At 56.0% G+C, this 22,596-nt stretch carries 21 protein-coding genes; 8 read left to right on the plus strand and 13 right to left on the minus strand.

What is annotated here, in order from left to right; genetic code table 11:
- The first annotated feature begins 24 nt into the window (after nt 1-24).
- A complete protein-coding gene (locus tag K0J45_RS04795; protein ID WP_220044481.1) occupies nt 25-1,812 on the plus strand; it encodes a flotillin family protein in 1,788 nt (595 codons plus the stop codon).
- A gap of 119 nt (nt 1,813-1,931) precedes the next feature.
- Here the strand turns inward: K0J45_RS04795 and K0J45_RS04800 are convergent, their stop codons facing one another.
- The 4 genes from K0J45_RS04800 to K0J45_RS04815 all read right to left on the minus strand — a co-directional run bounded on the left by K0J45_RS04800 (nt 1,932) and on the right by K0J45_RS04815 (nt 6,571).
- A complete protein-coding gene (locus K0J45_RS04800) occupies nt 1,932-3,443 on the minus strand; it encodes a carboxypeptidase M32 (RefSeq protein ID WP_220044482.1) in 1,512 nt (503 codons plus the stop codon).
- A 138-nt stretch (nt 3,444-3,581) separates the two neighbouring features.
- A complete protein-coding gene (locus K0J45_RS04805) occupies nt 3,582-4,214 on the minus strand; it encodes a DUF2913 family protein (protein ID WP_220044483.1) in 633 nt (210 codons plus the stop codon).
- A gap of 237 nt (nt 4,215-4,451) precedes the next feature.
- Nucleotides 4,452-5,120 carry a peroxiredoxin-like family protein gene (locus K0J45_RS04810; protein ID WP_220044485.1) on the minus strand — a complete coding sequence of 223 codons (669 nt, stop codon included), beginning with the start codon at nt 5,118-5,120 and terminating at the stop codon, nt 4,452-4,454.
- A 152-nt stretch (nt 5,121-5,272) separates the two neighbouring features.
- Complete coding sequence (locus K0J45_RS04815; protein ID WP_220044487.1) at nt 5,273-6,571, minus strand: DEAD/DEAH box helicase; 1,299 nt, start codon at nt 6,569-6,571, stop codon at nt 5,273-5,275.
- 319 nt (nt 6,572-6,890) lie between these two features.
- Here K0J45_RS04815 and K0J45_RS04820 point away from each other — a divergent pair, with 319 nt between their 5' ends.
- Nucleotides 6,891-8,090 (plus strand): EAL domain-containing response regulator, encoded by a 1,200-nt coding sequence (locus K0J45_RS04820; RefSeq protein ID WP_011864756.1) that lies wholly within the window; start codon nt 6,891-6,893, stop codon nt 8,088-8,090.
- Between the two features lie 133 nt (nt 8,091-8,223).
- Here the strand turns inward: K0J45_RS04820 and K0J45_RS04825 are convergent, their stop codons facing one another.
- A complete protein-coding gene (locus tag K0J45_RS04825) occupies nt 8,224-10,011 on the minus strand; it encodes an aminopeptidase P family protein (protein ID WP_220044488.1) in 1,788 nt (595 codons plus the stop codon).
- Between the two features lie 517 nt (nt 10,012-10,528).
- On the opposite strand from K0J45_RS04825, the gene K0J45_RS04830 reads away from it, so the two are divergent.
- From K0J45_RS04830 to K0J45_RS04840, 3 genes are all read left to right on the plus strand, one after another.
- Nucleotides 10,529-11,725 (plus strand): MFS transporter, encoded by a 1,197-nt coding sequence (locus tag K0J45_RS04830; RefSeq protein ID WP_220044489.1) that lies wholly within the window; start codon nt 10,529-10,531, stop codon nt 11,723-11,725.
- A gap of 158 nt (nt 11,726-11,883) precedes the next feature.
- Nucleotides 11,884-12,663: an ROK family protein gene (locus tag K0J45_RS04835; protein WP_220044490.1), complete on the plus strand. Its 780-nt coding sequence runs from the start codon at nt 11,884-11,886 to the stop codon at nt 12,661-12,663.
- A 288-nt stretch (nt 12,664-12,951) separates the two neighbouring features.
- Entirely contained in the window at nt 12,952-14,190 is a 1,239-nt protein-coding gene (locus K0J45_RS04840) for a M24 family metallopeptidase (protein ID WP_220044492.1), read from the plus strand.
- Between the two features lie 212 nt (nt 14,191-14,402).
- On the opposite strand, the gene bamJ is transcribed toward K0J45_RS04840, so the two are convergent.
- From bamJ to K0J45_RS04855, 3 genes are all read right to left on the minus strand, one after another.
- Nucleotides 14,403-14,876, minus strand: a complete 474-nt coding sequence (gene bamJ / locus K0J45_RS04845; protein WP_220044493.1) for a BamJ family beta-barrel-assembly machinery protein — start codon at nt 14,874-14,876, stop codon at nt 14,403-14,405.
- Nucleotides 14,877-14,962: 86 nt separating this feature from the next.
- A complete protein-coding gene (locus K0J45_RS04850; protein ID WP_220044494.1) occupies nt 14,963-15,589 on the minus strand; it encodes a DUF1294 domain-containing protein in 627 nt (208 codons plus the stop codon).
- A gap of 132 nt (nt 15,590-15,721) precedes the next feature.
- Nucleotides 15,722-16,198 carry a hotdog fold domain-containing protein gene (locus K0J45_RS04855; RefSeq protein WP_220044496.1) on the minus strand — a complete coding sequence of 159 codons (477 nt, stop codon included), beginning with the start codon at nt 16,196-16,198 and terminating at the stop codon, nt 15,722-15,724.
- Between the two features lie 212 nt (nt 16,199-16,410).
- Here K0J45_RS04855 and K0J45_RS04860 point away from each other — a divergent pair, with 212 nt between their 5' ends.
- Nucleotides 16,411-17,361, plus strand: a complete 951-nt coding sequence (locus K0J45_RS04860) for a polyprenyl-phosphate transporter (protein WP_011864765.1) — start codon at nt 16,411-16,413, stop codon at nt 17,359-17,361.
- 15 nt (nt 17,362-17,376) lie between these two features.
- Nucleotides 17,377-17,568 carry a hypothetical protein gene (locus K0J45_RS04865; RefSeq protein WP_144200977.1) on the plus strand — a complete coding sequence of 64 codons (192 nt, stop codon included), beginning with the start codon at nt 17,377-17,379 and terminating at the stop codon, nt 17,566-17,568.
- 60 nt (nt 17,569-17,628) lie between these two features.
- Here the strand turns inward: K0J45_RS04865 and K0J45_RS04870 are convergent, their stop codons facing one another.
- Nucleotides 17,629-17,973: a DUF3634 family protein gene (locus K0J45_RS04870; protein WP_011864766.1), complete on the minus strand. Its 345-nt coding sequence runs from the start codon at nt 17,971-17,973 to the stop codon at nt 17,629-17,631.
- 125 nt (nt 17,974-18,098) lie between these two features.
- Between K0J45_RS04870 and K0J45_RS04875 the strand changes: the two genes are divergently transcribed.
- On the plus strand, nt 18,099-18,269 hold the full coding sequence (locus tag K0J45_RS04875; RefSeq protein ID WP_011864767.1) for a hypothetical protein: 171 nt from the start codon (nt 18,099-18,101) through the stop codon (nt 18,267-18,269).
- 117 nt (nt 18,270-18,386) lie between these two features.
- Here K0J45_RS04875 and K0J45_RS04880 read toward each other — a convergent pair whose 3' ends face one another.
- The 4 genes from K0J45_RS04880 to aptA form a co-directional block, all read right to left on the minus strand.
- On the minus strand, nt 18,387-19,106 hold the full coding sequence (locus tag K0J45_RS04880) for a TorF family putative porin (RefSeq protein WP_011864768.1): 720 nt from the start codon (nt 19,104-19,106) through the stop codon (nt 18,387-18,389).
- A 110-nt stretch (nt 19,107-19,216) separates the two neighbouring features.
- Nucleotides 19,217-19,582 (minus strand): cupin domain-containing protein, encoded by a 366-nt coding sequence (locus K0J45_RS04885; protein ID WP_011864769.1) that lies wholly within the window; start codon nt 19,580-19,582, stop codon nt 19,217-19,219.
- 55 nt (nt 19,583-19,637) lie between these two features.
- Nucleotides 19,638-21,128 carry a CoA-acylating methylmalonate-semialdehyde dehydrogenase gene (locus K0J45_RS04890; protein WP_220044497.1) on the minus strand — a complete coding sequence of 497 codons (1,491 nt, stop codon included), beginning with the start codon at nt 21,126-21,128 and terminating at the stop codon, nt 19,638-19,640.
- 49 nt (nt 21,129-21,177) lie between these two features.
- On the minus strand, nt 21,178-22,518 hold the full coding sequence (gene aptA / locus K0J45_RS04895; protein WP_220044498.1) for an omega-aminotransferase AptA: 1,341 nt from the start codon (nt 22,516-22,518) through the stop codon (nt 21,178-21,180).
- Nucleotides 22,519-22,596 lie beyond the last annotated feature (78 nt).

Below are 22,596 nucleotides of genomic sequence, written 5' to 3' on the forward strand. Positions count from 1 at the left end.
ACAAGCTTAGATTAAGGATGAAACATGAACGAAGTTGAAGGAATAGGCGTGTCATTGGGTGGCAGTTTTGTGTTTATTGCCGCTGGCGCTGTGTTAATCGGTATCTTGGTGATCGGCATGATCTTCGCCAAGTTGTATCGACGAGCGTCGAAAGAGACCGCCTTTGTGAGGACAGGTTTTGGCGGCGAGAAGATCATCAAAGATGGCGGCGCCATAGTGCTGCCCGTGCTGCATGAGACGATCGCGGTCAACATGAACACCCTGCGTATCGAGGTGGAGAAGATGCAGAAAGATGCGCTGATCACCAAAGATCGCATGCGGGTGGATGTGCGAGCCGACTTCTATCTGCGCGTGGCGCCGAGTGTCGAGGGGATCTCCATGGCGGCGCAGACCTTAGGTACCCGTACCACACGGGTCGAAGAGGTGAAGAAGTTGATGGAGTCTAAGTTTGTCGACGTGCTGCGTGCGGTGGCGGCCGAGATGACCATGACAGAGATGCATGAGCAGCGCGCCGACTTCGTGCAGCGGGTGCAGAACAACGTCGCCAACGATCTGGAGAAGAACGGTCTCGAGCTGGAATCTGTGTCTCTGACAGGTTTCGACCAGACAGACCTGCAATTCTTCAATGAAAATAACGCCTTCGATGCCGAGGGGCGCGCACGTCTTGCTAAGATCATCGAAGAGAAGCGCAAAGAAACCAACGACATCGAGCAGGAAAACCGCATCAAGATAGAGCAGCGTAACCTGGAAGCCGAGAAGGAGTCGCTGGAGATCGAGAAGGCGGAAGAGGAAGCGCGTCTGGTACAGCAACAGGCACTGGAGTTTAAGCGCGCCGAGCAGAAGGCGGAGATCCTCAAGAAGCAGGAGCAGAAGAGCCGCGAAGAGCGTGAGGCGGAGATTGCCAAGGAGCGCGCGGTAGAGACGGCGCAAATTGAGAAGACCAAAGATATCGAGACCCGCGAGATCGAGAAGCGTAAGGCGATCGAGCAGTCACGCATTCAGCAGCAGCGCGATATCGAGGTGGCCGAGCAGGACAAGCAGATCGCGGTGGCGCAGAAGTCGGAAGAGGAATCTGCCGCCCGCGCCAAGGCGGCCGAGGCCGAGAAGCTCAAGGTAGAGAAAGAGGAAGCGGTTATTACCGTGCGTCAGGTGGCCGAGGCTAACCGTCGCAAGGAGATCGAGGTGATCGATGCCCGCAAGGAAGCCGAGCGTGATGCGGTGGGCGTGACGGTTGAGGCGGAAGCCGAGAAACGCGCCGCCGAGGATAAGGCGAGTGCGATCCTTACCGAGGCGAAAGCGGCGGCGGATGCCAAGAAGCTCAAGGCTGAGGCCGACGAGAAGGTGTACGCGGTCGAGGCGGCCGGTAAGCAGGCATTGCACGAGGCGGAAAACGTGCTCAGCAGCGAGCAGATCGAACTGCAAAAAGCGCTGGCCATGCTCAAAGCCTTGCCGGAAGTGGTGGCTCAGGCGGTCAAGCCGCTGGAGAACATCGAAGGGATCAAGATCCTTCAGGGCTACGGCACCTCGGGGGCGACTCAGGGCAATGGCGAGGCTGTACTTAGCCAGGGCGGTATCGCCGAGCAGGTGACCTCTGCGGCGCTGAATTACCGCGCCAACGCACCAATCGTCGATGCCATGCTCAGAGAGCTGGGCATGGTGGATGGCAAGCAAGGCGGACTCAACGACCTGCTTAAAGGCCACAACATGATCACCCAGGAGATGCTGGGCGCCGGCGAGATTAGCGACGAGGGCCAAGGGGCGCACTCTCCCTTGAACGGTAAGACGCCGCGCGAGGGCGATGCCGCCAACTAGGCGACATGACGATGACGAGTCAGCTTGCAGAATAAAGCTGTCGGTAATAGAAGGAAAAAGGCTAGCGCATTGCGCTAGCCTTTTTGTTTGTCAGGTGGTTTAACCTAACTTAACTGCACTTAACTTAAGTAGCGCTGCTCCAAATGACGCTTGAAATGAACCGGGTTAAGCACCTCGCCGGTCACTTGCGTCACCAGCTCATCTGTGGTCAGGAGCGATCCTTGAGACCAGATGTTTTGGTTGAGCCAATCCATAACTTGGGTGATATTGCCCTGCTCAATCAGGCTGTCGATATCGCCCAGCGCCTTGACCATGCTCGCCTTAAACTGGGCCGCGTACATGGCGCCCAGGCTGTAACTCGGGAAGTACCCCAGCTCGCCTACAGGCCAGTGGATATCCTGCATGCAGCCGTTGCGATCGTCCCCGCGGGTGGATAGCCCCAAAAGGCTCTGCATCTGATTGTCCCAGAACTCGGGAAGGTCGGCGACCTGCAGACTCTTGTCGATTAGGCCTTTCTCCACCTCATATCTCAGCATGATGTGGCAAGGGTAAGTCACCTCGTCGGCATCGACCCGGATCAGGCCAGGCGTCACTCGCTGCACCAGATGGGTGAGGGATTCACTGCTCAGGGCTGTGTTCAGATTAGCGCCCAAGTGCTGGTTGATCTTCTCGGCAAGCAGGGCAATCATCGCCGGGCTTCGGGCGAGCTGCATCTCGAAGAACAGGCTCTGACTCTCGTGAAGCGCCATGGAGCGCGCCAGCCCAACAGGTTGGCCGCGCCAGTCGATGGGCAGTCCCTGCTCGTAGCGGGCATGGCCTACCTCGTGGATGGTGCTGTAGAGGGAGGTGATAAAATCGGCTTCATCATAACGGGTGGTGATGCGCACATCGCCAGGTACGCCACCCGAGAAGGGGTGGCTGCTGGTATCTAGGCGCCCCTGATTGAAATCGAAGCCAAGCAGCTTCATCACATCCAGGTTGAGGGCCTGCTGTGCGTGGGCGCTGCTGTGGGGGATGATCACCTTCTGCCAGCTCTGCTGTTTGGCTTGTACCTGCTGGATCATCTCTGGCAGCCAGGTCCTCAGCTCGCCAAACACCTTATCCAGCGCCGCCGTTTGACAACCTGGCTCAAACTTATTGAGCAGGGCGTCATAGGGGGAAAGGTCCTGCACCTCGCCGAGGATCTGTGCCTCTTCGCGCACCAGGGCGATCACCTTCTCCAGATTTGGCCGAAAGCCCTGCCAGTCGTTGTCTTTGCGTTGCTGGCGCCAGGCATGCTCGCAGGCGTAGGTGAGCGCCGTCTTCTGCTGCACCAGCTCGCCGGGCAGGGCGGTGGCCTGTAGCGTGTGATAGCGCATCTCTCTCAGGTTGGCCTTCTGCGACGCGGTTAAGGCCTCTTCGTCCGCCGCCGACAAGTTGTCGACCAAAGAGGGGGCGGTCTTGAGCGTGTGGATATGCAGGGCCAGCTCGGCCATCGCCTCGCCCCGTCCTTGGCTGCCGCCACTTGGCATCATGGTGGCCTGATCCCAGTCCCCCAGGGCTTGAAGGTGCTGGAAGTGATGGATCTGTTTAAAGGCGGCGCACAGGGCGTCGTAGTGCGGCGTCGCCGAATCTTGCTTGTTTGCTGTCATAGTGGCTGTCGACCTTAAGTTAACCTGGCTGACATGCTAACACGAGAATGGCCGGAAACGAGTGTTGATATGCGAGTGTCGATAAGCAGGGCCGTCCTGGTTAAGACGGCCTGTAACAGAAGGCGAGCTAAATCGTGTTTAGGCTTGCAGCAGTGCCAATGCGGGTTGGCGGTTGCCCGGATAGAGGCGATAGGCCTTATGGTGTTTGATGCAGCTGGCTTTCTTATCGCCCTGGCTCAGCAGCAGCGCGTGCTTGACGGCGTGTTGGGCGATCAGCTGCTCATCGGCGCGCATATAGAGGGTGATGGGCTTGATAAGCTTACCCTCGACCAGGTGCTGCTCATACTGCTCGACCGAGATCACCAGGCTGTTTTGCCCGTCGCTGTCGAGCCTGAGCTTGCCACTCACCTCACAGTCGAGGATGACCAGCCAACCCTGGGCCTCGAGGTCGGCAATCAGCGCCTGAAGCGACTGACCCACCTCGGCATTTTCCATGGCCGGCAGATATTGGTTTTCGATTCGCTGCAGAAGCTGGGGGAGCTGGGCTCCGGCGCCCTTGCTGCGTCCTTCTCGGATCCAGCGGGTCAAATCATCGGCCACCAACTTGGAGAAGCGTCGCTCCTTGAGTGATTGCACCATCCAGTTGCAGAGGAAATGGCTCTCTGCCGCCGGGGTCTTGATGCTGCCTGGGCTTGCGTTACGCGCCGCCAGGTCGGCGAGGCCCGCCTGGGCTAATGCCACTAGGGCCTGGTTGTAGCTTTGCTCTGTCATTGCGTCTCCACGCAAAAGAAAAAAGGGATGCGGCGCTGAGTATACCCTATCGGCGCGCTTATCAATATCGGCAGCATAAAGAAAACCGCCGCGGCTTGTGGCTACGCGGCGGTTTGTCTAGCTGCAAGCCCTGGTATTTGCTTGGGCTGTCGGCATTAATATTTGCTATCGCTGTTGGCACTAATATTTGATAACGCTGTAGGGACTAATCTTTGCTAGCGCTGTCGGCACTATTGCCTACTGGGGGATGAGGCTCGCTGCGGTGAGGATCAGCTTAGGCTCGGCGCGCACCTTGTAGTTAGGGTTGATGTATTGAAAGTGCACCAGTCCCGTCTTGTCCGTGATATAGACCGCGGGTACCGGCAGCACCAGACGGGACTCGCCGGCGGCGTTCTTCCACAGCTTGTTTTTCAGTTGCATCTTGGCCATGTATCTATCCGATATGGTCTGACTGGTGAAATAGGCCAGGCCGAAGGCGCGCATGGCGTTGAGGTCTGCATCCGAGACCAGGGTGTAGTTGAGGTCATTCTTGGTCATAGAGGCGCGCAGCTCCTCTGGCGCATCGGGCGAGATGCCGATCAACTGAAAGCCCATCTTGAGGAGATCGCCTTCGATCGCCTGCAGCTGACCCATCTGGGCGTTACAGAAGGGGCACCAGCCACCGCGGTAGAAGAAGAGCACGCTGGGTTTCTCCTGGATAAGTTGCTGCAGATCCACCGACTTGCCCTTAAGATCCTTAACCTGAATAGCGGGCACCGTCTGCCCGTTCAGCAGCGGCGAGATAGATGTCGGGCTTTCAGCTATCGGCTTAGCTGATGCGGAGGGAGCGATGAGCGCCAGGCTCATCAGGGTAAAGAGTAGGGCGCTCAGCAGGGCGCCAGCGCGTGAATTTTGTGTCTTGGTCATAGGGTGGCCTTCTCGTGATTGTTTTATCTGTCGAACAGACCCAGGCGGCGGCTGTAAACTTTCACCCTGATGTGGAATTAATCGATGCGAACAAAAAAGGCACTGTTAAGTGCCTTATTTGATTAGATAATAATTTTGTGACCGTACGTCGATTATTTTTGCTTCTTTATTTTCGCGTTGGATGAGTTCTTCACCTTCACCCGGCGAGACCCCATGTTCTTCTCGGCGATCACCTGAGCACCCACGTTGTCGCTGCGCTGTTGCTTCTTGGCGAAGCTGCGACGCTTCTGCAGCTGTTTGATCAAGAGATCGCGACTGCCCACCTCATAGCCTGGGATGGTGATGCGGCGGATCTTATTGCCGATCAATTTCTCGATGTCGGCTAAGGTGCGCTCTTCCTCACGGCTCACCAGCGAGATGGCGACGCCAGTGCGACCGGCGCGGCCGGTACGACCGATACGGTGGACATAGTCCTCAGCTAGGAAGGGCAGGTCGAAGTTGACCACATATTCCAGCTCGGGGATGTCCAGGCCGCGGGCGGCGACCTCGGTGGCCACCAGGGCGCGTACCTTACCCTCTTTAAATTCTCGCAGCGCACGGCGACGATTGCCCTGGGCCTTCTCGCTGTGAACTACAGCCGATGGGATGCCGTCCAGGTTGAGTTCTTTCACCAGGACGTCAGCGGCATCACGGGTGGCGGTAAATACCAGCACCTGTTGCCAGTTCTTCTTGCCTATTAGCTCTGAGAGGAGTTCACGCTTGCGGCGCTGCTCCACAGGGTAGACCACCTGGCTGACGGTCACCGCCGTGGTGTTCTGCTTGTCGACGGCGATCAGCTTAGGCTTGACCAGCATCTCGTTGGCCAGCTGCTTGACGGCGCTGGAGAAGGTGGCGGAAAACAGCAGGTTCTGACGGTCGCGATTAACCTGCTGCAGGATCTTCTGAATGTCTGTGATGAAGCCCATGTCCAACATGCGGTCGGCCTCATCCAGCACCAGAAAGTCGACGTTAGACAGGTTGAGGTTACAGGCTTGCAGGTGCTCCAGCAGACGACCCGGGGTGGCCACTATGATGTCGGCGCCTTTTTTTACCTTAGCCGCCTGGGTATCCATCTTGACGCCGCCATAGACGGTCAGCACTGAGATGGGCAGGTAACGGCTGTACTGCTTGATGTTGTCGGCCACCTGAGCCACCAGTTCGCGGGTAGGGGCTAGGATTAGCGCACGGGTGTTGGAGCGCTGAGTGTCGCTTGGGCTATCGAACATCTTCTGCAGGATAGGCAGGGCGAAGGCTGCCGTCTTGCCGGTACCCGTCTGGGCGCTGGCGAGCACATCCTGTCCGCGACGGATCGCCGGGATGGCCTCTTTTTGAATGGGCGTCATTTTTTGGTACCCACATTCTGAGATGGCGTGCAAAATCTCGGGAGCAAAACTGAAAGATTCAAATCTCATGGGATATCCTGTTGTTTACCTTTTAAAATAACGACATATCAAATTGAGTTTAGTCCAGACTCGAGCTGTACCTTAACCCATTACCACCCTGGGCCACAAAGGCGGCCGCGGAGTATAGCAAAATTTTCGGTTAAAACCTGCACTTTTATCTGCCGCAATTATCGCCTGTGCCGACAATTTGGGTCAATTTGACACTTAAGCGCGCTGAACTAACCTTATTAAGTTAACGTTTGGAGGTTGTCACAGGCATGGAGGCTAAGGTGTATATTTGGTATGCCCCAACTGCGAGGCAGCATCCTGCTTTGGATGAGGGGATGTCATGTCGATAAATGTCTTGATCGTCGATGATTCGCTGAGTGCCTGCCGGGTGCTCAGTCGTCACTTTTTGCTGCTGGATGTGGACAAGGTGGAGTTCTGCCGCGACGCCCGCAGCGCCATTCGTACCTTAAGCAAATATAGCGATGACTACCAGATAGTGGTGGTAGACCTGCATATGCCCGAAGTCGACGGCATAGAGTTTCTGATGCGTCTGAGTAAGATGGAGTTTAAGGGGGGGATCATCATCGCCTCTGGCATGGAGTCGCGTATCGTCGAGGCCGCCTCCCAGCTGGTGGAGGCCTCCAAGCTCAGGCTGCTAGGCGCCCTGATGAAACCGGTCACCACAGAGCAGCTCAGGGTCTGTGTCGAACGCTATCGCCTGATGGCCTTCCAGGGCAACGGTGTACGCCACAAGGGATTGATGAGCATCGACGAGATCCGCCGCGCCATCAACTCCAATAAGATCATTCCCTATTATCAGGCGCAGGTGGATATCGCCAGCGGTAAGATAAAGGGGTTCGAGGTGCTGTGCCGCCTGCAGCAGGGCACTCGCTTGCAGTTGATCACCCCAGATAAGTTTATCGATGTGGCCGAGTGCAACAACGCCCTCAACAGCCTGACCACTAAGCTGCTGAACAACGCCATCCCTGAGTGGGCGCTGATCAGCCAGTTTGAGTCTTGCAAACAGTGCCACCTGTCGATCAACCTGACCCCCAAGCAACTCAATCAGAGTGGCTGGCATACCCGTCTGATGCAGTATTGCGAGCAAAACCTCTTGTCGCCGTCGCGCCTGACGGTGGAGATCACCGAAAATCAGGTGCTGGATAAGCAGCGTCAGCACTCCACCATCAGCCAGCTGAGGATGAACCGTATCGGCGTCGCCATAGACGACTTCGGTACCGGTTATACCAATCTCTCCCAGCTGTGTACCCTGCCTATCAGCGAACTGAAGCTGGACCGCAGTCTGGTTCATGGCATACATAAAGACCCTGTCTCTCAGACCATACTGAAATCTATGCAGGCGATCAGTGGCAAGCTCGGTATTCATCTGGTGGCCGAGGGGGTAGAGGATATCCATGATCTCAACTACCTGGAGCAGATAGAAGATATCTCCTTGCAGGGCTATCTCATCTGCCGTCCTAAGCCCTACAGCGAGCTGGTGCGCTGGTTAAAGGCCCGCGAGCGCCTGGTTCAGGCATAAACAAAAACAGCACCCTAGGGTGCTGTTTTTTTATGGGGCAAAAGCCCCCTGTCCTATAAAGGCAAAGTCTTAAAAGGCCAAGGCTTTAAATGGCCTAAGTTTTAAATAGCCAAAGCTTTATATAGCCAAAGTTTTATATAGCTTCGGTCGCCTTGAGTAGCCAGTCGAGCTCAGCGCCTTGCATCAGCGGGCTCAGGGTCTCTCTGACTCTCTGATGGTAGCCATTGAGCCAGTTGATCTCTGCGTCATTCAGCAGCTGCTTATCGATAAGACGTGTGTCGATCGGGATCAGGGTGAGGGCATGGAACTCATACATCTCACGCTCGGCGCTGGCGAGAGCCTCGCAGGCCTGCACTGTGATGAGGTTTTCGATACGAATACCAAAGGCATCGGCGCGGTAGTAGCCCGGCTCGTTCGACACCACCATGCCCGGCAGCAGGGCGACGGCATTGCTGTTCTTGGCGATGCGCTGTGGCCCCTCATGGACGCTGAGGAAGTGGCCCACGCCGTGGCCCGTGCCGTGGTCGTAATCGAAGCCATGCTGCCATAGGTATTGGCGGGCGAAGCCGTCGAGTTGCTGGCCCGTGGTGCCCTTAGGGAATCTGGCCTGATCTAGGGCGATATGGCCCTTCAATACCAGGGTGACCATCTTGCGCTGCTCGTCGGTGACCTCGCCGATGGCTATGGTGCGGGTAACGTCTGTGGTGCCATCCAGATACTGGGCGCCCGAGTCCACCAGATAGATGCTGTCCATGGTCATCATGGCGGGGGTGCCATTGTTGTGGTTGTAGTGGCACATGGCGGCGTTTGCACCGGCGGCCGAGATGGTATCGAAGCTTGGCTCGCGATACTGGGGATCTTGCAGGCGGAAGCTCTCTAGCTTGTCAGCCAGGGTGCCTTCGTCATAGAGACGCTTTGCGGCTACCTCGACGTCGAGCCAGGCGAGGAAACGGCTCACGGCCACGCCGTCGCGAATATGACAGGCGCTAAGGCCGGCGAGTTCGGCCGGATTCTTCTGCGCCTTGGGCAGGGCTACCGGATCTTGTCCGGCGATCAACCTGGCACCGGCTTGCTTAGCGGTGAGCTGCATCCAGGCGTTGGCGCTGTCTGGGTCGGCCAGTAGCTTGACGCCATCGAACTTAGATAACACGCCTTCGAGTTCGGTCTCGGCCATGAAGTTGACGCCAGCGCCCACATGGGCCTGGATCCCCTCTGGCAGTTTGGCGAGATCGGTAAAGAGTGTCATTTCGCCATTCTTATACAGCAGGGCCGTGCCTAAGACCACGGGCAGACGAGGTACGTCGTTGCCGCGAATGTTCAGCAGCCAGCAGAAGGAGTCCAGCGCGCTGATGAGCGCCACATCGGCACCAGCTGCGGCCACGGCCTTACCTATCTGCTCACGCTTTACGGCGCTGCTGACACCGGCGCTCTGCTCGCTAAACAGGCTGATGGCAGCGTTGGAGGCGGCGGGGCGCTCTTGCCAGTGGCGATCGATAGGGTTGTCTGCCACGGCAACCAGCTCGATACCGGCGCGCTGACACTGGGCCTCGGCCTGTTGCTGCCAGCTCAGGGTATGTAGGCGTGGGTCGTAGCCGATGCGAGCGCCTTCGCTTAGCTGGGCGATGAGCCAAGGGATCTGCGGCGTGTCGGTGAGACTCTGATAATCGAACCGAGCACTGTCTACCTGCTGCTTGACCTGAACCGTGTAACGGCCATCGACGAAGATGGCGGCGCTTTCTTTGAGCACTATGGCCATGCCCGCCGAACCGGTAAAGCCGGTGAGCCAGTGCAGTCTTTCGTTACGCTCGGGGACATACTCGCCCAGATATTCGTCGGCCCGGGGCACGATGAAGGCATCGAGGGTTTGGCTGAGCATGTCACTTCTTACGGCGTCTAGACGTTGTGCGGTTACAGATGTCATGAAGTCTCCTTTAGTACCCAATTGCGGGGCCATCTAAGCGTGGCCTTCTGGGCTTGAGCGAATAGGCTTGGCCCTATCTCCAGAGGTGAGATATTGGCTGAGTTGCCGCCGATTATCGCAGCTCGGCGGGTGAGTTGGAAGGGAGGCGAGAAAAAGCTGATCTAGGACGGCGTAAAGCCTGGTGTGAGTCGCTAGGTTTCCTGTGGATATTGAATCAGATAGCGCTGAGTGGCAGAGATACAGTGCACAATATCCGCCAATATCCGTTTTCTAGGCTGGTAAAGTTCGCCGCGAGTCAGTATTTTGCTTATAAGTGAACGATTTGTGATTAGGGGCAGTTGACCTTTTGAGCACAAATTTTGTTTTCAAGACGAAGCCTAGGGGCAGCGTCTGTATCATTTTTCTACTGGGTTATCGCTTATTTAACTAGCGTACTAGATTGCAAGTGCTCTGCCTTGCCTAGAATTAATACAGAATGCTGCAAAATGAACGCAGAAGATCAGTAGATCCTACCTTTATGCCAAGAAATGTATGGGTATTAACCCTGGCTCAGGCCTTTGCCATGAGTGCAACCCCCATGATGATGTTGCTCGGCGGCCTGATCGGCGCCGAATTAGCGCCAACTCCGGCGCTGGCCACTCTGCCGATTGCCATCATGGTGATAGGCGTGGCCGTCTCTGTGGTGCCTGTCAGTCGCTTGATGCGCCGCTTCGGCCGCAAGAAGATCTTTCTGCTGGGCAGTGGCTTGGGGGCGAGTGGTGGTCTCCTGGCGGCCTTTGCTACCCAAGCGCAGCTATTCGTGCCTTTCTGTCTCAGTGGCCTGCTCTTGGGGTCTGCCGGGGCGATAGTGCAGCAATACCGCTTCGCGGCCATGGAGTCGGTGGCAGCACTCGATAGTGCCAAGGCGGCCTCTCGGGTCTTGGTCGGTGGGCTGGTGGCCGCCATCATGGGGCCGGAGCTTGCGGTGCTGGGGGAAAACCTGTTTACCACGCCTCATGTGGGCGCCTTTCTGTTTCTGATCTGTGTCTGTCTGATGGCGGGACTGGTGCTCTGTTTCTATCAGGAAAATCGCCAGGACAAACCGGCCCATGCGTCATCCCATCAGGCCGTGCGTCCCCTTGGCAACATCTTGTTGCAGCCTTCTATCTGGACCGCCATCGGCGCCGCGACCATAGGCTATGGCATGATGAGCTTCATCATGACGGCCACGCCCCTGCATATGCATCACATGGAGCACTATTCCCTGGCCGATACCAAGTGGGTGATCCAGAGTCACATCATCGCCATGTATTTCCCATCGCTGTTTAGCGGCTACCTGGTGGCCAAGTTTGGCACCAGCCGCATGATGCTGGTGGGCTTGGCGGCCTATGGGGTGACCATCACGGTCGCCTTGCTCGGGAGAGAGCTGCTGAACTACTGGGTGGCCCTGGTGCTGTTAGGCGTCGGCTGGAACCTGCTGTTTGTGGCCGGAACCGTCTTGTTGCCGCGTTATTACCACAGTGAAGAACGCTTCAAGGTTCAGGCCTTTAACGATGCCTTCGTCTTTGGTTCCCAGGCCCTAGCCTCCTTGAGCGCCGGCTGGGTGCTGCACTGGTTAGGCTGGGAGGTGATGCTGCTCACCTGTATCCCGCTGCTGGCCATTCATCTACTCCTGATGGCCTGGGGGCGGGTGCCGCTGAGGCTGGCAAATGAGCAGAAAATCGATGAAACCTGATAAGTCTTGATGGAAATTCAATCAAAGCAAGGTGTTAGTCGCATTTTATATAGCCTTAGTTGATGGTTTTTGTGATAAAATTTAGCGATACACAACTCTTCTACTCATCGCGCCGAGAGGTTCTCGCTGTGATGAGCTAGTCGGCTACGGAGCTCGTTATGCAATCCCTGACCATAGATATTGGCGCGACTACCGCCCTGTTCGAAATTGAGACTCAGGGGCGCACCGAGCAATATAAAATCGCCACCGGCGAGCACTTCACCCTGGCCGACCTCAACCGCCACATTGCCGACATCGAATCCGACTATGGCCTGAGTGACTATGCCTTAGGGGTGGCGGTGCCCGGACTGGTGAAGCAAGATACCTTGATCGCCTGTAAGGTGGCACCCAAGCTCAACGGTCTGTCGCTGGCCAAGCTCAAGACTCAGGCCCGCTTTAGCCTGCTCCACAACGATATCGATGCGGGCATGTTGGCGGTCTGTGATCCCAAAAATGCCTGCGAATTGCTGCTGATGAGCGGCGCCGGCATAGGCATGGCGATCGCCATTAAGGGCGAGCCGTTTCTTGGTGCAGGCGGGGTAGCCGGCGAGCTGGGCCACTGCCGGGTGATGAGTGAAGGGGGCGAGTACAGTCTGGAACAGCTGGCCAGTGGCGAGTCGATTCGCATACGCGGCCTCAAGAGTCCGCAGGAACTCTACCGCGCCGGTAGTTACCTAGGGATGGGCATCGCCTGGGCCATCAACCTGCTGAACCCTAATCGTATCTGGCTTGCTGGCCCTATGATGAATCAGCCGGACTATTACAAGGGCTGTGTCGAGTCCCTGAGACAACTGGCGCTGACGGCGCCGCTGAGTGATGTGAACATCGCCCGGGTCGATGATATGGAGACTCTGGTGTGCCGCGGCCTCAAGGTATTGCTGGCCCAGCACGCCGAGTGAAGACCTAGCTCATAACGTCTTAGCTCCTAAAGCCAACAGAAGTAAATACATTGCGAGTAAAATCAGAAGAGACTAAGCCGATATAGTCTTCATTTAGCTTTTACGTTTGTCGATTAGATTGCGTTAGCTCTAGAGTTCCCCCCTAAGCCTTGCCTGCCACCTTGAAGATTTTTCTTTCTGTTAGCTACTGCTTTTTTGTATACATTATGCTAAAAAGGCTGCCTGCCATTCTTCTTTTTCACGGTGGTTGCAGGCATGCCCCCGCGACTGCCGTCAAAGGTGTTAACTATGAGTGTAAATACCACGGGTTTAATTTCTACGATGGGTGTTGGCGGCTCGACGCCCGAGCTGGAGCTGGCCAAACTGTCTGACATGACCCAAGGGGTCGAAGGGATCTCGGCGCAGGAGTACCGGGCGCGTATCGACAAGGCGCAGCAGCTGATGCGTCAGCAGGGCATTGCGGCCATCTATCTCAACGCCGGCACTAACCTCTATTACTTTACCGGCACCCGCTGGTACGCCAGTGAACGTATGGTCGGTGCCATATTGCCCGCCGAGGGTGAGCTGGAATATATCGCTCCCGCGTTCGAACTCGACACACTTAAGGGTTACATGGTGATCGAGGGGCGGGTGAACTGTTGGCATGAGGATGAGAGTCCCTATGGCTTGTTAGTTCAGCGACTCGGTGAACTTGGCATAAGCCAAGGCAAGCTGGCGATGGATGAGTCGGCGGCGTTTTTCATCTTCGATGGCGTGCGTCAACTGGCGCCGACATTTGAATTTGTTAACGGTAAGACGGTTACCGCCGCCTGTCGCATGATCAAGTCTGAGACAGAGCTAGCCCTGTTGCAGCGCGCCAAGGATATGACCCTTGAGGTGCACAAGGCCGCCGCACGCATCCTGCATGAAGGGATCACAGTCGGCGAGGTGGAGAGCTTTATTCACCAGGCCCACAAAGCCGTGGGTGCTCCTGCAGGCTCCTATTTCTGTATCGTGCTCTTTGGTGAAGACTCGGCCTATCCCCATGGGGTTAAGTCGCCTAAGGCGCTCGAGCTTAACGATACCGTGTTGATCGACACCGGCTGTCAGCTACACGGCTATAACTCAGATATTACCCGCACCTATGTCTACGGCACGCCGAGCGAGCGTCAGCGTCAGCTGTGGCAACTGGAGCAGGATGCTCAGCTGGCCGCCTTCGAGGCCGCTAAGGTGGGGGTTCCTTGTTCAAGCGTAGATCGTGCCGCGCGCGATGTGATTGAACAGGCGGGTTTCGGCCCAGGTTATGCGCTGCCGGGTCTGCCTCACAGGACGGGACATGGCATAGGCCTGGATATCCATGAGTGGCCCTATCTGGTGTTGAATGATCACACGCCGCTAGCTCCAGGCATGTGTTTCAGTAACGAGCCCATGCTGTGTGTGCCGGGCGAGTTTGGAGTGCGCCACGAGGATCACTTCTATATGACACAGAGCGGTCCGAAATGGTTTACCCAACCGGCTCACTCTATCGATAACCCCTTCGGGTACTGATACCAATCGTAGTAAATAACTGAGCATGCTAGCTTGTTAAAACGTTCGATAACTGCGTTACTATTTTTGGTTGTAGAATAACTACTTATCGAAAAATTTCGCCTTGTTCTCGAACGTTTTTCCTGCGCTATTTCTGATCACTCATTTCCGTGATTGGTATGATACAAAAAACGCGCCCTAGGGCGCGTTTTTCATGTCGTAAGTCACTGTCTCTACCTATCTATGCTAATCAACTCAACATCGAAGATAAGCACGGAACCGCCGGGGATCTTGCCGGCGTTGCGGTTGCCGTAGGCCAGACTGCTGGGAATAAAGAAGCGGGTCTTTTCCCCTTCGACCATCAGCTGTACCCCCTCGGTCCAGCCCTTGATCACGCGATTAAGCGGGAAGGCGATAGGCTCGCCGCGCTTGACCGAGCTGTCGAACACTGTGCCGTCGATTAGTGTGCCGTGGTAGTGAACCGTCACTGTATCGCTGGCCTTGGGATGGACACTGCCGTCACCCTTTGCCAAAATCTTGTACTGGAGTCCCGAAGCGGTCTCGATAACCCCTTCCTCTGTCTTGTTCTGCGCTAAAAAGGCCTCGCCCTTGGCGATGTTTTCCTTAGCCGCCTTCTGATTGTTCATGCTGGTAAAGAAGTAAAACAAGACGCCGGCGATCACTACGACTGCTAATATCATTCTCATCTTTGATTTTCCTATAAAAGTGCGGCCTTCATCATAGCCAATTGTGCCTTGTGGGTAAACGCGTAGGGCTCATCTGGATCAATAGGCTAGTTAACCCCTAGCTGTGTCAGCAGGGCTTGCCCTTGAGGTGATACCAGGGCGCCTAGCAGGCTGATGTTGATGATCACCGTCAGCCAGAGCACGACACGAAAAGCACGCTTACTGGACTTGTGCCTCAAATGTTGCTGCCCCAGCATGGCCCCCGGCCAACCGCCGAGCAGGGAGAGAAGATGTAAGCTGCTTTCCTGTACGCGCCAGTTGCCTTTCTGGGCGGCGCTCTTATCCACGGCATAGGCCATATAGGTGATGAGACTCAAGACGGCGAAGTAGAGCAGACTTGCCATGGGGAGTCGCTGCATTGCGGCTGCGAAGAAGAGGCCGATAAACAGGGCGGCTGTGAGTAGCAGGCGCAGGGCAAACTTTATGCCGAGCTTGGAATCGGAGCTCTTGTTCGATGTCCGTCTTGCCTTTGAAAGGATAAGTTCGGCGCAGGGACGGCCTTGCTTGTCCTGGCTGAGGTGATATTTGAGGGCCTGCCCTTTTTGTGGCACATGACCTCTGAAGCTGCTGATGTGGACAAATAGCTCGGCGCCTGATCCATTAGGCTTGATAAAGCCATATCCCTTGTCGTCGTGCCATTGGCTTAAGGTGCCGGTAAAAATTTTGCTGCTCATGCGAGTTCCTTGCATCGAGTAAAGCCTGCATCTTACTGCATTGTTTGAGCGATGCACATCAGGGCCGATACAAATACTTAAGGCCGCATTAAGGTTGCGCTTTGGTCGTACTGCGGCCTCTTAGAATTGAGATCATTTCTTGGGTGGCTTGAGGGAGATCCACAGCTTGATGTGGCCCTTGACCACCACCACATCGTTCTCATCCAGGGCGGTAACCTTGACCAGCATGTCGCCCTCGACCCACTGCTCTGGCATGACCTCGGCGATGCAGCGGATGTCGCTGCCGGCCTTGGCGGTGTAGTCGACGCTCATTCCCTTGGGGATCCAGCGCAGGTGGGCGGGAATTGACGCCTCGGCCATGGTGCCCATGGCCATCTCCAGGCCATTACAGATGGCGATGACGTGCACTGTGCCTATGTGGTTTTGCACCGCCCTACGCTTTCGCACCAGCACCTGGCAGTAGTTGGGTCTCAGTTCTGTGACCAGGGGCTTAACGGTGGCGAAGTAGGGCGCCATGCGTGACACCATGAGGGAGAAAAACTTATGGCCCAGTGGCCACTTGGTCATGCGGCGGTAGAGGGCCATCACTCTTGTCGGTTTGTTATTCATTGGCTTACTCGTTATTAAAATGCTTTGCTGGTTTAAGAAAAAGCTTGTCTGGTCAGATGAGTTGTTAGACTAGCCGAATAACAAGTGGTTAACAATAGGCCCGTGATTTGGCCGCCTAAACCAAACTTCATTTTCCTTTGGCTGCACCGGGCGCGTATAATCGGGCGCTAAGGCTTTTGGCTTAAAGAAAATCATTAACTTAAGGATCTTGAGTGAAATATCTGCTGACTTATTTCAAAGGGATGGCCATGGGGGCCGCCGATGTGGTGCCCGGCGTTTCCGGGGGCACTATTGCCTTCATCACGGGGATCCTCGACCCCCTGCTCAACAGTATACGTAAGGTTAATCCCAGCCTCATCGGTGTGATCCGCCAGCAGGGGCTGAAGGCCGCCTTTATGCATATTAACGGCCCCTTCCTGATCGCCGTGTTCGGCGGTATCCTCACCAGCATCTTTACCCTGGCCAAGCTGATCACCTATCTGCTGCATAGTCATCCGATCCCCGTGTGGTCCTTCTTCTTCGGTCTCATCATCATCTCTGTGGTGCACATGCTCAAGCAGGTGAAGGGCTTTTCTGTGGGGCGCCTGGCCCTGTTTGCCCTGGGCGTGGCCTTTGCCTGGGGGATCACTGTGCTGCATCCAATCGATATGCAGATGACCTATCTGAATGTCTTCATCGGCGGCAGTATTGCTATCTGCGCCATGTTGCTGCCGGGGATCTCTGGCAGTTTCATCCTGCTGCTACTCGGCCTCTACACCTCGGTGCTGGGCGCCGCCAAGAGCCTGGATATCCCCGTGTTACTGACGTTCGCCAGTGGCTGTGTGGCAGGCTTGCTCTCATTCAGTCATCTGCTGTCGGCGCTGCTGCGTAAATACCATGACGCCACGCTTATATTCCTCACCGGCTTGATGCTCGGCACTCTAGGTAAGATCTGGCCCTGGAAGCAGGTGCTCACCTGGCGTGAAAACTCGGCGGGCGAGCAGGTGCCGCTGCTGGAACAGAACCTGTCGCCCATGAATTTTGAGCAACTGACCGGGCAACCGGCGCAGCTTGGCCTGGCCATCTGCGCCATGTTGGCGGGTATCGCGCTGGTATGGGCACTGGAATATTTTGCTGGCGACAATGCTGCTAGCACTAAAAGTAAGAATACCGCTAAAAACTAGGAGTGGGGACGAAAGATGAATAAGTGGATACTGCTGGTGGCGCTTGGTTTAAGCGCCTGTTCGACAGGGATAAACATGAGTGTGACGGCTGAGTCTGAGCCCCAAGGGGATCCGCTGGAGGTCAAGGACCCCATGTCACAGGATAATCAACGCATCATAGACGATGCCAAGGAAGATGGCCGCCTGGATCAGTATCTGAATCCGTAACTCGGGGCGGCCTCTGCTTAGGCTAGGTCTAGCATAGGCTAGGTTTAGCTTTGGGCGGGCCTAGCCTGCCTGACGCGAATTATCGACGGTTTTCTTGTCGTAGTATTCGAACGGAAATTGGTTGCGGATGCGCTGAATGATGGCATCGCTGACGTTGGCCGACACATGCAGCCTGACGCTGCCACTCTTCTCGGCGCGTACCACACAGGTCAGTTTCTCACTCTTGGCGATGGCTTTACATTCCCGCTGAAACTTCTCCGGGATCTTGCCCTTGTGGGAGATGAGACGGCCATCTTTAAAATGCATCTCAAAAAGGCTTAAGCCACGTTTGCCTGAGAAGATCAGCTTGTAGATCAGAAAGAGGCCCACCAGGATAAAGGCGATTTTCAATAGGGTTTCAGTCATAGTCACTCCTTAGTGTTATAGTTTGAAGATACTCCCGGCTAAGGGTTTTTCCTAGCGGCTTAGATCAAATTTTTAATAAACTGGCTATACTCTTCGAAGGAGTTTAATACGTTAAGGAAAACACTATGCACCTGTCTAATGCCCGCCGCTGGGAAAAACTTTGTCATCAGCAAGCCAATATTTTGCAAGGGTTGTCGCAAACCTTTCCCGAGCGCGCACAGGCGCATCAAGAACTGGTGAATTACTGGCGCGCTCTAGCCGAGCGAGTCCGCCGGGGGGAGAGCCTGAAGCTGTAATGTTAGAGATTGTCGAGTTTAGGAGTAGATTGACCTTAAACTTGCAAATATACCCCTAATAAAAAACCGCCGATGAAGGCGGTTTTTTTACAATCACTTGGTTGGGGAGGGCAGGGGTTAGAAGGCGTAGCTGGCGGTGGCCAGAATGGTGCCTTCGTTCTTCCATGGGCCGTCCTTGATCTCGTTGTCGCTGCTCAGGTTAGTGTCTAACCAGGCCAGCGACAGGCCGACACCGCCGATCTCGGTGGAGACGCCGATGGAGTAGTCGACATAGTTCTCACCCCAGTCTAGGTCCGCACCATCGCCATAGTTGTAGCCCACGTGAGCATCTATGCTCCAGTTCTCGATAAACTCGTAGGAGTAGTTTAGCTCGCTGTAGTGCAGAGACACATCGGCGTTGGCGTAGTCGTTGGTGTACCACTGGGCGAAGTGGAAGTCGGCAAAGTAGAAGCCCAGTGAGGCCTCGAGATACTTAGTGCTTTCATCCTGTCCCGGATAGGTGTAGTAGGTCAGGGTGAAGTCATATTCCACCGCGTCGTCTTCGCCGAAGGCGCCGGCGTAACCGGCATAGAAGTCGACTTCGACATCGGCATCATAACTTTCATCATCGACATTACTGCCCCAGGCACCGATGAAGAAACCACTTTCCATGCTGTAATCTATGCTGGCTTGAACGGCAAAGTCGCCTGCGGTTTGTGAGATACCGCGGAAGCGGTAATCGTTGGTGACGCCAATTTCTCCCGAGACTTCAGCCTGTGCCAAAGGTGTGATTAGCGCGGTTGCCAAGGTTAAGCCAGCTAGCTGGGCTATCCGTTTCTTATTAAATTTTTTATACACGGTGGTTTCTCCATTTCACTTTGTTGACACCGATCCGGTTAGCAAGCTATCCGAATCAGATTAAGCCAAACAACAGCTAGTTCGCTGAGACTACATGGCAATGATTTTAGTTATTTTTGCTCAAATACGACGTAAATCTTGCGACACTCCTGCAGCACTCGCCATACGCCCTTAAAACCGGCGGGGATGACGAAGCGATCGCCTTTGCTGACCGTCAGGCTGTTGCCTGCTTCATCAATGATCTCGCTGCTGCCCGATAGGATCTCGCAATACTCATGTTCGCTGTAGTTGACCTTCCAACTGCCGACCTGGCCCTGCCAGATCCCGGCGTGAAATTGATCGCAGGGGCTGGAGTAATGGTTCTCCAGTTGCTGCTTAGGCTCCCCGCTTAATACCTTTTCCGGTGCCACCTCATAGTGTTCCGTCTTAACCTTATGCTGGCCAAAGTTGATGATGGCATCAATAGTCTGTGTCATTTCTGCTCCAATTTACAGATAGACTTAAGGCGCAGCGCGGCGCCTTAAGCTTAGTTTATTTCATGGTCGGCATGACAAATTCAGCCTGACTACCCTTGCCCTTGGGCCAGCGGGCGGTGATCGCCTTGCGCTTAGTGTAGAAGCGCACGCCGTCCGGGCCATGCATGTGCAGTGGGCCGAAGAGGGAGCGTTTCCAGCCGCCAAAGCTATGGAAGGCCATAGGCACAGGGATGGGCACATTGACCCCAACCATGCCGACCTGCACATGGTGGCAGAAGTGTCTCGCCGCCTCGCCGCTCTGGGTAAAGATGGCGGTGCCGTTACCAAACTCGTGTTCGTTGATCAGGGTCAGCGCCTCGGCGTAATCCTTCACCCGGACGATGGCTAGCACAGGGCCGAAGATCTCTTCTTTGTAGATGGTCATCTCTGGGGTGACGTGGTCGAACAGGCAGCCGCCGAGGAAGTAGCCCTGCTCGTGATCGGCTACACTCAGTTGACGACCATCGGCCAGCAGGGTCGCCCCTTCGCTCACGCCTCTGTCTACATAACTGCGTACCTTGTCGAGATGCTGCGCCGAGATCAGTGGTCCCATCTCCATCTCGCCTTCCAGGCCGTTACCGACCTTGAGCGCCTGGATCTGTGGCAGCAGTTTCTCTACCAAGGCATCACCCACTTCGCCGACGGCCAGCACGACAGAGATCGCCATGCAACGCTCGCCGGCACTGCCATAGGCGGCGCCCATCAGGGCGCTGACCGCCTGGTCGAGATCCGCATCTGGCATCAACAGCATGTGGTTCTTCGCGCCGCCCAAGGCCTGTACGCGTTTGCCGTGGGCCGCCGCCGTCTGATAGATATATTCGGCGATCGGTGTGGAGCCGACAAAGCTCACCGCCTGAATGTCCTTGTGGGTCAGCAGGGTGTCCACCGCTTCCTTGTCGCCGTTGACCACGTTAAATACGCCATCCGGCAGGCCCGCCTCGGTGAGGAGTTCGGCCATGCGCATCACAGAGGTCGGATCCTTCTCCGACGGTTTCATGATAAAGGTATTGCCCGCAGCGATGGCGATGGGGAACATCCACATAGGCACCATCACAGGAAAGTTAAAGGGGGCGATGCCGGCTACTACGCCCAGGGATTGGTTGAGTGTCCAGGCATCGACGCCACCACCGACCTGCTCTGTGTGTTCGCCCTTGAGTAGATGAGGGATGCCACAGGCAAACTCCACCACCTCTAGGCCGCGGATGATCTCGCCCTTGGCATCGTCGAGCACCTTGCCGTGTTCGCGGGTGATCATGGCCGCCAGCTCGTCCATGTTGGCTTCGACCAGTGCCTTAAACTTAAACAGAATGCGTGCGCGGTTAAGGGGGGTCATCTCAGACCAGGGGCCGTGGGCCTTCTTGGCCAGTTCGATGGCCGCATCTACCTCGAGCGCGCTGGCCAGGGAGACGTTGGCCTTGTGCTCGCCGGTGGCGGGTTCGAAGACGGCGGCGCTGCGGGCGCTGGGCTGTGTGTGCTGGCCGTTGATGTAGTGGTTTATCTGCTGCATAGCGCGTAATTTCCCTGCAAAATCTCTAATGTGTCTTGGTTATTCTGGGTTAGCCAACTGTGGTGATGGCATCGCTTAGGGTGTTGACCATCTGGTCTATCTGAGCCTCGTCGACGATCAACGGCGGCGACAGGGCGAGGGTGTCGGCCGTAGCCCTGACCAGGGTGCCGTTTTTGAAACAGGTCTCGAAGATGCCGAAGCCGCGCTTGCCTATGCCTTTATCGCTCGGACTAAACTGGATACCGGCTACCAGGCCTGTGTTACGAATGTCGATAAGGTTCGGCAGGCCCTTGAGGCTGTGCACCGCTTTTTCGAAGTAGCCTTCCAGAGACTTGGTGCGCTCGAACAACTGCTCCTGCTGATAAATATCTAAGGTAGCGATGGCGGCGGCCGCAGCTACCGGATGGCCCGAATAGGTGTAGCCATGGTAGAGCTCTATGGCGCCCTCTGGGGCATCCATGCTGGCATCATAGATGGCATCGTCGATCAACACGGCGCCCATGGGGATGGTGCCGTTGTTGAGCGCCTTGGCTGTGGTGATCATATCCGGTGTGACGCCCCAACGCTGGCTGGCGAAGGCGTCGCCCACACGGCCAAAGCCTGTGATCACCTCATCGAAGATCAATAGGATGCCGTACTTACGGGTGATCTCTCTCAGGCGCTTGAGATAGCCCTGAGGCGGTAGTATGACCCCGGCCGAACCCGACATGGGCTCGACGATCACCGCGGCGATATTCTCGGCGCCATGTAGGGTAACGAGCTGCTCCAGCACCTCGGCCTTCTCTGCGCCGGTTTCCGGTAGTCCCTTACAGAAGGCGTTTTGCTGGATATCCAGGGTGTGGGGCAGGTGGTCGACCCCCTGCAGTAGCTGCTGGCTGAAGGTGCGGCGGTTGCCGCCTATGCCACCAACTGAGATGCCGCCGAAGCCGACGCCATGGTATCCCAGCTCACGACCGATGAAACGGGTACGGGTCGCCTCACCACGGGCCCTGTGGTAGTTGAGGGCGATCTTCAGCGCCGTGTCGACAGATTCAGAGCCAGAGTTGGTGAAAAATACCTTGTTGATCCCTTTGGGGGCGATGGCGGCGAGACGCTCGGCCAGTTCGAAGGCCAGTGGGTGGCCCATCTGGAACGAGGGTGCATAGTCCATCTCGTGGATCTGTTTGCTGACCGCCTCGGAGATCGCCTTGCGACCGTGTCCGGCATTACAGCACCAGAGACCGGCAGTGCCGTCGAGTACGGGACGGCCGTTTACATCCTTGTAGTACATCCCCTCAGCCTGCGCGAGGAGGCGGGGACTTTGTTTAAACTGTCTATTGGCGGTAAAAGGCATCCAATAGTGTTCCAGTGTGCCTGTTGCTACCTGGTCAGCTTTATTAAAATCTTCCATATCATCTACCCTGGTTCTGTGTAATTGTTGTTTTATTGAGTGGTTGATATTCGCTATGCTATGTCAGAAATAATGAAC

This window comes from Shewanella alkalitolerans (genome assembly GCF_019457575.1).
Classification (GTDB): Bacteria; Pseudomonadota; Gammaproteobacteria; order Enterobacterales; family Shewanellaceae; genus Shewanella; species Shewanella loihica.